The 10817-nt window shown below is 58.2% G+C and carries 11 protein-coding genes, 1 tRNA gene and 1 pseudogene; 5 read left to right on the top strand and 8 right to left on the bottom strand.

The window, feature by feature from the left end; translation table 11 throughout:
* The 3 genes from WA354_RS04295 to WA354_RS04285 form a co-directional block, all read right to left on the bottom strand.
* Positions 1-374: WD40/YVTN/BNR-like repeat-containing protein (locus tag WA354_RS04295; RefSeq protein WP_472811775.1), on the bottom strand; the 374-nt coding region annotated here is incomplete at its 3' end.
* Positions 375-629: 255 nt separating this feature from the next.
* The gene (locus WA354_RS04290; protein ID WP_472811774.1) at positions 630-1064 is read right to left on the bottom strand and encodes a hypothetical protein; all 435 of its coding nucleotides are present in this window, start codon (positions 1062-1064) and stop codon (positions 630-632) included.
* An 887-nt stretch (positions 1065-1951) separates the two neighbouring features.
* The gene (locus WA354_RS04285; RefSeq protein WP_472811773.1) at positions 1952-2779 is read right to left on the bottom strand and encodes an isocitrate lyase/PEP mutase family protein; all 828 of its coding nucleotides are present in this window, start codon (positions 2777-2779) and stop codon (positions 1952-1954) included.
* A gap of 176 nt (positions 2780-2955) precedes the next feature.
* Here WA354_RS04285 and WA354_RS04280 point away from each other — a divergent pair, with 176 nt between their 5' ends.
* The gene (locus WA354_RS04280; RefSeq protein WP_472811772.1) at positions 2956-3330 is read left to right on the top strand and encodes a hypothetical protein; all 375 of its coding nucleotides are present in this window, start codon (positions 2956-2958) and stop codon (positions 3328-3330) included.
* Between the two features lie 26 nt (positions 3331-3356).
* On the opposite strand, the gene WA354_RS04275 is transcribed toward WA354_RS04280, so the two are convergent.
* From WA354_RS04275 to WA354_RS04265, 3 genes are all read right to left on the bottom strand, one after another.
* Entirely contained in the window at positions 3357-3512 is a 156-nt protein-coding gene (locus tag WA354_RS04275) for a hypothetical protein (protein WP_472811771.1), read from the bottom strand.
* Positions 3505-4782 carry an ABC transporter permease gene (locus WA354_RS04270; RefSeq protein WP_472811770.1) on the bottom strand — a complete coding sequence of 426 codons (1278 nt, stop codon included), beginning with the start codon at positions 4780-4782 and terminating at the stop codon, positions 3505-3507. Before WA354_RS04270 ends, WA354_RS04275 begins: the two co-directional genes overlap by 8 nt.
* Positions 4783-4890: 108 nt before the next feature.
* The gene (locus WA354_RS04265; protein ID WP_472811769.1) at positions 4891-7002 is read right to left on the bottom strand and encodes a S9 family peptidase; all 2112 of its coding nucleotides are present in this window, start codon (positions 7000-7002) and stop codon (positions 4891-4893) included.
* 70 nt (positions 7003-7072) lie between these two features.
* On the opposite strand from WA354_RS04265, the gene WA354_RS04260 reads away from it, so the two are divergent.
* Positions 7073-7903 (top strand): amidohydrolase family protein, encoded by an 831-nt coding sequence (locus tag WA354_RS04260; protein WP_472811768.1) that lies wholly within the window; start codon positions 7073-7075, stop codon positions 7901-7903.
* Positions 7904-7930: 27 nt separating this feature from the next.
* Here the strand turns inward: WA354_RS04260 and WA354_RS04255 are convergent, their stop codons facing one another.
* Positions 7931-8269: a hypothetical protein gene (locus WA354_RS04255; protein ID WP_472811767.1), complete on the bottom strand. Its 339-nt coding sequence runs from the start codon at positions 8267-8269 to the stop codon at positions 7931-7933.
* 177 nt (positions 8270-8446) lie between these two features.
* Between WA354_RS04255 and WA354_RS04250 the strand changes: the two genes are divergently transcribed.
* A tRNA-Leu gene (locus WA354_RS04250) sits at positions 8447-8531 on the top strand.
* An 87-nt stretch (positions 8532-8618) separates the two neighbouring features.
* Here WA354_RS04250 and WA354_RS04245 read toward each other — a convergent pair.
* Positions 8619-9746 (bottom strand): heme-binding protein, encoded by a 1128-nt coding sequence (locus tag WA354_RS04245; RefSeq protein WP_472811766.1) that lies wholly within the window; start codon positions 9744-9746, stop codon positions 8619-8621.
* Between the two features lie 356 nt (positions 9747-10102).
* Between WA354_RS04245 and WA354_RS04240 the strand changes: the two genes are divergently transcribed.
* Both WA354_RS04240 and WA354_RS04235 read left to right on the top strand, forming a co-directional pair.
* On the top strand, positions 10103-10408 hold the full coding sequence (locus WA354_RS04240; RefSeq protein ID WP_472811765.1) for a DUF3467 domain-containing protein: 306 nt from the start codon (positions 10103-10105) through the stop codon (positions 10406-10408).
* A 90-nt stretch (positions 10409-10498) separates the two neighbouring features.
* Positions 10499-10817 (top strand): annotated as a pseudogene (locus tag WA354_RS04235) (hypothetical protein); the annotation flags it as partial.

Genomic DNA, 10817 nt, shown 5'->3' with positions numbered 1-10817 from the left:
GACTTGTACACCCCATCGCCCGTCGAAAGATCCGGCCGCTGCAACCCCTCGCCGCTGCCCGCGTAGATCGTGTTGGGATCGCTCAACGAAACCGCGATCGATCCAATAGACCCGCTCGGCTGGTCGTCCCACACGCTGTGCCACGTTGACCCCGCATCGGTCGTCTTCCACACGCCGCCATTCACCGCCCCCAGATAGAACGTAGCCGCCTCGCTCGGTACCCCCGCCAGAGCCCTTGTCCGTCCCGCGCGCATCGGCCCAATCTCCCGCCACTTCATATCTGAATAAAGCTTCTCGTCCACCTGCGCCTCAACGCAGGCCCCAATCAACGCCATCGAAACGGCAACAAACAACAAGCGGCTGCAACGATTCATGCTTCTCCTTTGGAACATCTCGACAGCAAAGTTGGAAAGTGGTCGCGCCAGGGCAGGTTGACAAGCAGGGAAATCTGCGGCGCGGATACTTCGCTAGATCTTAACGAATGGGAATTGGCCCTGTCGTTTTTTTCCTCTCCGCCACGTTATCAGGCAGCTTCCAGACACCATGGATCAGCTATGGTTCACAGAATGCAACCCCCTTGTTCTTTCGGCTGTCCCCTCCACGACTTGCGTCCTCCTGAGCGCACAACCTCAAAGTTTCATGACGATCTGCGCCGCCACGGTCTGCTCCATTTGCGTAGCCTGGGCCAGTGGAACTCCGTGCACATTCACCACAAACCAGGTAGTTCCCTTCCTCACGTGAAGCACCGAACTGTTCGTGCTCGGTACCACCGTCTGGATCGCCTCATCGCCAATTCCGCTCACGGGAGTCCCCATTCCCATAGTCTTCGCCGGGTCGCTCGCACCCTCGAACTGGACCGTAAGCACTCCCGCTCCCTTTTGATACTTCTTGGGAGTCCATATACACCTGTTCGCGCCTGCCCCCGCGTTGACCTCCGGCACGCCCAGCGCCGCTGCCGCCTGATCATTTGTCAGCAGCGAACATACATCCACCGGCGCCGCAGCCCAGGCCGCCCGTCCACTCAACATCGCCAAAGCGAAAACAACGCCCCCTGCAAAAGCCATCCTGCGTCTCAGTTCCATACACCCTCCTCATCAAGATCACTTGCGCACAACGCTCTCAATCTCGAAACATGGTAACGCCTGCGAATCTACTGATGATCGCAATGCTTCCGACTGACTGCAAGCGGGTTGCCGCCAGCTTTACACGAGAGACTGGAAAAGGTGCCAACGGATGTGTAGTGGACGATGCTGAAGTTTCGATTGCACCGATCATCGATGTATTGCCCCCGACCGGGGAAAAAGCGAAAATCCGCCAAAGGTCAGCATCGGCCCGTAATCCACTTGCTTCGAATTCCTCGTGCGTTTGTCATCCCGACCGAAGTGGAGGGACCTGCAGTTGCCATTCGTCGCTTTCTCACCGGCGGTGACTCACCAACGGCGAAGAGCTTTGTGAAAGGCCACGACGTTACGCCCGTGCCGTACAACGCGACCCAAGGGGTTCACCTCATTGGCAGTCAAGCCTCACCCCTCGACGATCTCCGCTAAACCCCAGAGTCCAAACGCAAAAAAATCCTTCGGCTTTTGCAGCTTAATTCGCGCATCGATGTAGCCTGAACCCATACAAGAGGGCTCTGGCTGGATAAAAGCTCCCCCGAGTAGCTCTGAAGAACTGGAGAGCGCGGATAACCTCTTTGTTTGTAGAGTTTGTGACTCGGTACACGCGTAAGCGCCTGCAAATGGCGAGTCTCCGTCAAAGAAGGCGGGGTGACGCCGCGGCAACGCCCGGAGAAGCATCCTAAGTCCTTTGCTTAGAATATTATGCGGCTAACATCTTTGTTTGGAGTATTTTGCAGCTGCTAGTCTCCCGTAGGCTCATGAAAACAGGGACTTCCTTTACAGAGACCGGGTGGGGGTAGGTCACGGGCTACGGGGTACGAACCGAAAAACCTTCACCCAAACATCGCCGTCAGATCCGAGATATACAGCGTCTCGTCCGCAAACCCAAATGTGCCGTCCTCGATCACCTCACGCGCCGCATGCAGAAACGCCGTAAGCGCCGCCCGGCTGAACCCTGACCCGACACTGATCCGCCGCACGCCCAGTTCGCCAAGTTCGTTCACCGTCAGCCGCGGCACGCCCTTCAGCCCCATCAGCACATTCACCGGCTTCGTCACAGCCGAGCAAACCGTACGAATGTCCTCAGGGCGCGTCAGACCCGGCGCATACAGCACCTCTGCTCCGGCCTTCTCAAACGCCTGTAGCCGCCGGATCGTGTCATCCAGGTCCGCCCGGCCATGCAGATAGTTCTCGGCCCGCGCCACCAGCATGAAAGGAAATCTCAGTGATCTCGCAGCTTCAACCGCAGCCGCAATCCGCTCCACCGCGTGATCGAATTCATAAATCGGCTTTGCTTCGTCGCCGGTCGCATCTTCAATCGATCCACCCACCAACCCCACTTCGGCCGCCATTCGAATCGTCTTTGCAGCGTCTTCCGGCGCGTGTCCATAACCGTTTTCAAGATCGGCCGCAACCGGCAGGTTCGTCGCTTCCACAATGCTTTTCGCGTTCTCGAGCGCCTCGGCCCGGCTCACCGCTGCGGTTCCATCCTTGCGGCCCAGGGAAAACGCCAGCCCTGCGCTCGTCGTCGAGAGCGCCTCATATTTCAGGCTGGTTAAAATACGCGCCGAGCCCGCATCCCATGGGTTGCCGATCACAAACGGTTGCTTGCGCGCATGCAGCGCCTGAAAGATTGCTGCCTTTTCAGCTTGTGTCATCATAGTGTTCACCTCGATTGATGCGGAATCTGCGGAGAAGCCTTAAGCGCCGATGATAGAACGCCCGGAATCATTCTGGATTTATCCGCATCGTTCCCGGTGCATATCGATTCATTTTCAGCCCCCAGTGAGCCGGGCAGCTTCGATGACCGTCTATCTTGAAGAGGGAGAACTTCACCGTGCAGATTGAAATGGATTTGCCTTCAAACACGATCGCACTCTCGCCGCGCATACGGATGCGAGTCGCGCTGGGCCTGGCAATTGCCGCCGATCTTCTTCAGATTGCCGTTTTTCCCTTGTTCATCGAAGGCGCAGCCTCGCCTGCGGATGATCTCCTCGATCTGGGTATGGCTGGCGCCCTAAGTTTTCTGCTCGGCTGGCATTGGGAATTCCTGCCTTCGTTTTTTGCCAAGCTCGTTCCCGGAGTCGACTTTGTTCCTCTTTGGACAATCGCGGTTGCAAACGTGTACCGCAAGTCCAGGAAGATCGAAGTCAAGCCCGAGGGGCCTGTCATCGAGGGAGAAGCTGCGGCCAGAGATGGCCGGCGAAACTGAGCTTGTACACATCGCGCGGAATCGCGTCAGCGGCGATGATAAAACGGCAGCACGATAAATAGAGCGATGCACATTGCGGCAACGATCGCCGCTGCCAGCAGGCTGTAAGCCAGTTTGAGATTCGGTCCCGATGGCTCGTCGTCCGGATCGGGCTGCAGTTCCGGTGCGTCCTTATCACTCATACTTCAGCGCCTCAACCGGATCCATCTGCGCCGCCCGCGTCGCCGGCACGGTGCCGAACACGACGCCCACTATCGTTGCCGCGGTCAAGGCAGTCACCACTGACCAGATCGAAATCGGCAGTGAATAATCCGAGAAGAGCCGAATGGACAACGGCACGGCAAGTCCGACGAAACAGCCCACGAGTCCGCCGGCCAGCGAGATGATGACCGCTTCGGCCAGAAACTGCAGTTTGATCTCGCGATACGTCGCTCCCAGCGCTTTCCGTATGCCGATTTCGCGGATGCGTGCTCGCACGTTGGCCAGCATAATGTTCATGATCCCGACGCCGCCCACTGCGAGCGTTACCGCTGACACCATCACCAGCACCACAGTCAACGCAATCGCAATGCGATTAGCCATCGAGAGCAATTCGCGCAGGTCAAATGTCTTGTAAACACTGCTCGCCTTGTGTCGCGACTGAATCACGCGCTGGATCTCGCGCGTGGCGTCAGGAACCTCGTCCATGCTGCGGATGGTGAAGTAGATCTGCTTCACGTTATCGGTTCCGGTAAAGTACCGCGCCACGGAGAAGGGAATCAGGATCGTCTCGTCTTCAATCTCAGTCTCCCCGAACGTGTCGACGCTTTCCTTGAAGGTTCCGACGATGGTGAATGGAATTCCCTGAATCGAGAACTCCTTCCCGAGTGCCGCATCCGTGCTGCCGAACATATCGCGTGCGAAAGGCACCGTCACCACCGCGCACATCATATGCGCCGTCTCGTCCTGATCGTCGAAGAAGCGCCCGGAGAGCACAATCAGGTTGCGCACATCCTTGTACTGCGGACTCACACCCAGCACCAGTGTGTCCTTTACCACTCCACCGCCGAAACTGATACGGTCGTGCGACTCCAGCACCGGCGAAGAGGCTACGACGCTCGGTACCTGCGCCAACACCGCTTTCTCGTCTTCGCGCGTGAGAAAGTCGTTGTACTGCACCTTCTCGGCCCCGATTGCACCGCCGCCCGCGTACTCGACTTCGACCTCGTTGGTGCCGATCTTCTGGATCTCGTTCAGGATGAACTGCCGCCCCGTGAGGCCGATTGTTACTACCAGGATTACCGATGCCGTGCCGATCACCATGCCCAGCGCCGTCAATGCGAAGCGCAGCTTGCTGGCCCGGAAGCTGTCGATGGCGAGCTTCAGAATTTCGCTCATCAGCATGGTGCGGCGCGCACTCAGCAACGTTTGCTGGAATGCGGCGTGGCGGGCATGTTCGACTGCAGGATTCATTGTTTCCTATTGCATAGGATGCGCCATAAAGGCGGGCGGCTTCAGCACAATCGTTGGACGCGCGGGGTGGCAAAGCTGATGCTCAATCATCGGCCGGGTCAACATCCTCTACTTCTTATCGTACTTCTCCAGCCACTTCAGCTCCTCGCGCAACTTGATGTAGCCGTGCCAGGGGTTCTTCTCGAGGCTGTGTCCCTCGCCCGGAAACACCAGAAACGTATGCGGAATCCCCAGCGACTCCAGCGCCCGCTCCATCGTCTCGCCCTCGAGATAGCTGACGCGTACGTCTGCGCCGCCTTGCACCAGGTGCGTAGGCGTCTTTACCTTGTCGAACTGAAACAGCGCGGCTTCATCCTGGTAGAGCTTTGGATTCTCCCAGGGCCGGCCACCTAGATACCAGGCGTCGTCCCAGGTCTCGTCGTCGTTACCCCAGTTGGCCGCATGCTCCACAGCGCCCGCACCGGTTACGGCAGACTTGAACCGCGTAGTCTGCGTGATCAGCCAGTTGGTCATGTAGCCGCCATAGCTGTAGCCGCCGATGGCCAGGTGATCGGGATCGGCAAAACCATCCTTTACCAGCGCATCTACGCCGGTGAGGATGTCCCTGCCCGGCTTTGAGACGAGGTGCGGTTCGATGCCGAGCATGAACTCGTCTCCATACCCGGTCGATCCGCGATAGTTCGGTCGAAACACTAGCCAGCCATTGTCGGCGGCGAATGTTGCCCAGTCGTACCAGTCAGCGCCAAACCGGTTGCCGTCGGCATCGGCAGGTCCGCCGTGAATCATGGTGAACATACGCAGATGCTTCGCACCCTTCTTGCCCGGAGGGAAGATCAGCACGCCTTCGATCGTCTGACCGTCGTCAGACTTCCAGGTGTAAGGCTGCCACTCGGGCTGCGTACGCTCGGCAAAGATCGGGTTGAAGCTGGTGAGCTTCTTCAACTTATCCAGTTGCAGCGGATCGGCGGCGAGATACACCTGCGGCGGGTCATTGATTGTGGAAAGACGAACCAGGATGGCGTTGGATGCACGGGCGGGCTCCAACCCTGCATAGCTGCCCGCCCTTCCCGGCAGCTTTGTGGCCTTCTCGCCTTCAATCAGATATACCTGTGCTTCTGTACCTTTGAGGCCAAGAGCAAGTTCGCGCCCGTCAGCCAGCAGAGTGTATTGATCGAGCGAGCCGTCAAAGGACCCGCCCAGCCGCTCGGTTTTTCCCGAAGCGGGATCAAGCCGGTACAGCCGGCCCTGCACATCGCGGTACTTGCCCTCAAGCGATCCGCCTGCGGCATTCACTGACAAATGAATCCAGTGTCCGTCCGGTGACCAGCGAATGTTCGATTCGACAGCCTGGTTGTGCGTGACCTGACGGATGTTGCCGCCAGATGCGGCGACGAGGAAGATTTCGTAGTCGGCCGGGTTCTCTATGCGCTTGTGAATAGGCTCAGTAAGAAAGGCCACCTGTTTGCCATCAGGCGAAGGCGCAATCTCACTGATTGCGAGGTCGCACTTTGCGATCGTTTCCGCTCCCGTGGGCAGCTTCGATGATGGCTCAGCGTCGGCTTTGGCCGCTGTGGGAGTTTCCGTAGCGAGCGGCACTTCAATTGCCCGAGCCAGCGCGCGTCCGACCGCAATCTTCAGCAGCACGTCACCTCGATACTGCTCGCGCCACCTGACCACGTCTTTCCATTCATCCTTCTGCTCGTCTTCCTGATCGTGACTCAGCGGCGACTTGGCCGAAAAGTAGATGGCGGAGCTGTCCGGCGACCACGAAAAGGCGTCGACATCTAGCTTCTCGCTATAGAGCGGCAGGGCCTCCCCGCCCGATGCAGAGATCAGCCAGACCCGGCTGAATTCGGTGCTTTCTCCATCCGCGTCGCCGTCCGCGGAACCCGCCGGGGCGCGGTCCGAAAGGAAGGCAATCCACTTTCCGTCGGGGCTCCATTGAGGCTGCTGGTCAGTCCCGGAGTGCGTTAACGGCTTCAGGCCCCCCTGCGCCGTCCACAGCCACAGGTCGCGGCGATATGTGCTGGCCTTCCAGTCGGGCGTTTCGGTTGCAACGACGGCCGCGGATGCGTCTGGTGCGAGGCTGGTACCAACGATGTCAGTGGTGTTGATGTACTCGTCGAGTGTGATGGTGGGTTTTCGATCCTGGGCTCTTGATGCAGCCGAAAGAAGACAGAATGAGAGCGCAGGAACAAACCACAGGGAAGTTGAACGCATATCAGCACTATACCTCTCTGACCGCAGGGGTTAGCATGGCGTCTTATATGGTTTTGAACGGACACCGCCGATGAGAATCGACGCACACCAGCACTTCTGGATGTACAGCCCGGAACAATATGGCTGGATCAGCGACGAGATGCCGGAATTGAAGCGGAACTTTTTGCCCGAAGATCTGAAGCCGAAGTTGGATGGCCAGTTGTTGGATGGATCCATTGTTGTTCAGGCGCGGCAGGATCTGGACGAGACACGCTGGCTGCTGGCGCTTGCCGATGAGCACGACTTCGTGAAGGGCGTGGTGGGGTGGGTTGATCTTTGCTCGCCCGATTTGCCCGCGCAACTGGATGAGTTTGCCGCGAACCGCAAGTTCGTTGGAGTGCGCCACATCCTGCAGGGAGAGGCGGACGATGAATTCATGCTTCGGATAGAGTTCCGGCGCGGCATCGCCCGGTTGGCGGAGTACGGACTGACCTACGATTTATTGCTCTATCCGCGGCATCTTCCTGTTGCGATGAAACTGGTGCGGGAGTTTCCAGAGCAGCGGTTTGTGCTGGACCACCTTGCCAAGCCTGCGATCACTGAGGGATTGATGGATCCATGGGAACGTGACATTCGCGAATTGGCGCGGTTCGGCAACGTGTTCTGCAAGCTGTCGGGAATGGTGACGGAGGCGCGCTGGAAACAGTGGACGCCGCAGGATTTCAGGCCCTATCTCGATGTCGTTTGCGAAGCCTTCGGGGGAGGTCGACTGATGATCGGTTCAGACTGGCCAGTCTGCACGTTGTCGGGAAGTTACGAGGAGACAATGGGGATGGTGATGGACTACGCGAGGCAATCACTCCCTGACGAGATCGAGGGTATCCTCGGCGCTAACTGTACGCGCTTCTATGGTGTGGAGTAAGCGGGCCAGGTCGAGGGAAACTGGCCTCTATGGCCTGGGCTTCGGAGCCGTCCCCTGTGTGCATTTCAAGTCCCTGTGCGCCCAGGTCAACACATCCAACGCTGTCCCCTGCATGCACGTGGTCATTCCGCGGTGTGGCACTCCGACGAACTCAATGCCGTACCCGATCTCCGGTTGAACTCCCTTTATGAACAGGTTGAAGAGCATTCCGCTGCGAACATCCTTCACGACCAGGCAGCGCGCCTCGACGCCGGGCTCAACGCAGCCCTCTCCGCGGAGTTGCGCGGGTTTTTCGGGCGGCGTGCCATGTGCGATCGCGCAGGATGCGAGCATACCGGCGATTGTTGCGACTGCCCGAAGGCGCATTCTCGTTCTCCGTTTGGACGAGCGATTCGGTTTCAACTGGAGTCCGGCCTTCGAGCGCAGGATACGCCCGGCTGGATTCACTCGTCTAATCAGAGACACACACGCACTACGCGCCGTGTTGCTTCGTCGGACTCACCCGTCATCAGGGCTCATCGGGGGTGATAAATTGACCTAAGTGCGAAAGTGGCGGAATTGGCAGACGCACCAGACTTAGGATCTGGCGGAGCAATCCATGGGGGTTCGAGTCCCCCCTTTCGCACCAATCACTTCCCGACAGACCGAAAGAGGTCAAAACCGCGGCCTCCAGAGCGGGACTTGCGATCGCCCGCTCTGAGAGGCTTGATTATTCTCAGGGCTTGGTTCTGGGTTTCGGTTTGTGAGCCGGCGGTTTCCTACGCTCGCGCTCCTCTGCCTCGAACTGCTCTTCGAACTGCCGGGTCGGTTTAGCAGGCTCGAGGGTTCGGATCGGAGCGCCCACCTCAGGTGGAACAGGTGGCTCAATTTCACGCAGGATTTTCAGAGGAATGTCGGGATCAACCTTCCAGATGGGCGGAATGACCGGCACATTCTTCTTGAGAGTGGCTACGGTGATGTGCGGCCAGCTCAATCCATTGAAATTGAGCAGCACCAGCTGCGAGTACTGAAGCTGCAGAAAATTCGGAGTGCCTTGAACGGTCTCAATCCAGAAAGTTGCTGAGACCACCGCCGAAACAGCATTTGGCCCAGCCGCGCCCCCTGCCAGGAAGGCGGTGTTTGCTGTGCCTCCTCCCACAAGGGGGGCCGCGGGCTTGGTTGAAATCTGCAGCGTGGTGGTTGAAAGGATGGTCTGCCCTGCGATTGCCGCTTGAAGAACAGAGTTTGGGTTGTCGACCATCGCCTGCGTGATTCCCGCGATCTGGACCGGCGGCGAACGAAAGGCCGTGGGATTGGCGAGGTTCTGCTCGGGAAAGTTGAATGTGGCCCCCGGGTTCCCGATCAGGAACGGCAGGATGTTGATGTTGGGAATTGCCGGAGGTCCTGCCATGGTCGTAGCAGTGCCCTGAGCAAGAATGGTAGTGCCGTGAGGAATGGAGGCCATTCGAACAACGGTGCGTCCCTCTGCGGGATCGGAGGTTGCGGGTACAACGGCCCAGATGCCGGGTTCGATGTGCAGGCCCGCCGTCACGTTGGCGTCGGAGATCTGTTGCGTGTAGGTAAGACCGAACATGTTGATGTCCGGCTGAAGCAGGCCCCGGTTGGGAATCGCACCGCTGATAGCATTGAAAGCAATCGAGTCCAGCGTCAAATTGAGTTCCAGGAAGCGGTCCTGGCCCGGTGGCGTATGGTTAGGACGCCAAATCATGTTGAAGCCCTTTCCTCCCCATTCTCCACCCAGGACTGCGAGGGGGCCGAGCGGATTGAGAATCGGAAAAGGAAAATGGATGGTGTCCTTTACCGGCGGCAAAGGTCTGAACACAAAATCGTCCTTGAGATCCATTTTTGTCCTCCTTGGGATGATGCAAGAACCCATTTGCGAGAGTGTGGGAACGGACCGACCGGCGCTCGGCCTGACTGAGCGCCATTTGTTTGCATGGTGTCTGCGAAATGCGAATCGTTGCAGTCAAAAACGAGTCGGCGACCAGTTTTATTCAGAAGTGTGCAAATCTCGAGATCAGGCCGAGATTCGAGGCGCATCGATGCCCTGCTCTTGTGACATAAGCTCTCTCCACTGACTTCAAACCGGCAAAAGCCGCGTGAAGATCGTTTGTTGTGCTTGGATCGGTCGAACGTGAAGGCTTGTGTGGATTCTGATACGCCGGTTCGGGTGGCCGGACAGGGTAATCTGAAGAAACTATGAGTCAGACTCCGCAACAGCCCCAGATGAATGTCGTTCAGACTCCGGACTATCGCGAGTCCTATGCCAACAGCGTCCAGGTGCGCGTCAGCGTGTGGGACTTCTCGCTGGTCTTTGGTCTCGCATCAAGCGATAGCCCCGAGCAGGTGACGATTCGCAACCACCAGGCCATTTTTCTAAGCCCGCAACAGGCCAAGGCTCTGTGGAACGTGCTCGGGCAAAACCTTTCACAGTACGAGCAGGCCTTCGGCAATCTGAATCTTGAGCCGCAGAACGTGAATTTCCCCCAGGGTCCGGTCAACTAACGTCGTTTTGGAGCTGCGGCAACGGTTCCCGCGCTGGCCACCGATCTGACGCACGCTGGGTTCGAATCGGTGCGCTTCAAAGACAGGTTCATGAGCAAGCGATCTCGTCTCAGAACAATCCTCGAACCGCGCATGGACGCACCATTTCCATTGTGGATGGTGTTTCCCGTGATATTTGCGGCCCTCTACGTCAGCCATTTCTCACTGCTGCGGTTGCCCTACTACTGGGACGAGGCGGGCTACTATATTCCCGCCGCATGGGACTTCTTTCGCACCGGCTCGCTGATTCCCATCACCACCTTGTCGAATGCGCATCCGCCTCTGCCCAGCGTTTACCTTGCAATCTGGTGGAAGCTTTCAGGCTTCTACCCCGAGGTGACGCGGGAAGCCATATTGATGGTGGCTTCGG

Origin of the sequence: Occallatibacter sp., from assembly GCF_049802275.1 — a bacterium.
Classification (GTDB): Bacteria; Acidobacteriota; Terriglobia; order Terriglobales; family Acidobacteriaceae; genus Telmatobacter.
This window is presented reverse-complemented; position numbering and strand designations above follow the sequence as displayed.

What these genes read in the sequence shown, in the direction of transcription:
- WA354_RS04290 (WP_472811774.1), bottom strand. Translation starts at nt 1,064, where the DNA reads ATGGCTTTTGCAGGGGGCGTTGTTTTCGCTTTGGCGATGTTGAGTGGA.
- WA354_RS04285 (WP_472811773.1), bottom strand. Translation starts at nt 2,779, where the DNA reads ATGATGACACAAGCTGAAAAGGCAGCAATCTTTCAGGCGCTGCATGCG.
- WA354_RS04275 (WP_472811771.1), bottom strand. Translation starts at nt 3,512, where the DNA reads ATGAGTGATAAGGACGCACCGGAACTGCAGCCCGATCCGGACGACGAG.
- WA354_RS04270 (WP_472811770.1), bottom strand. Translation starts at nt 4,782, where the DNA reads ATGAATCCTGCAGTCGAACATGCCCGCCACGCCGCATTCCAGCAAACG.
- WA354_RS04265 (WP_472811769.1), bottom strand. Translation starts at nt 7,002, where the DNA reads ATGCGTTCAACTTCCCTGTGGTTTGTTCCTGCGCTCTCATTCTGTCTT.
- WA354_RS04260 (WP_472811768.1), top strand. Translation starts at nt 7,073, where the DNA reads ATGAGAATCGACGCACACCAGCACTTCTGGATGTACAGCCCGGAACAA.
- WA354_RS04255 (WP_472811767.1), bottom strand. Translation starts at nt 8,269, where the DNA reads ATGCGCCTTCGGGCAGTCGCAACAATCGCCGGTATGCTCGCATCCTGC.
- WA354_RS04245 (WP_472811766.1), bottom strand. Translation starts at nt 9,746, where the DNA reads ATGGATCTCAAGGACGATTTTGTGTTCAGACCTTTGCCGCCGGTAAAG.
- WA354_RS04240 (WP_472811765.1), top strand. Translation starts at nt 10,103, where the DNA reads ATGAGTCAGACTCCGCAACAGCCCCAGATGAATGTCGTTCAGACTCCG.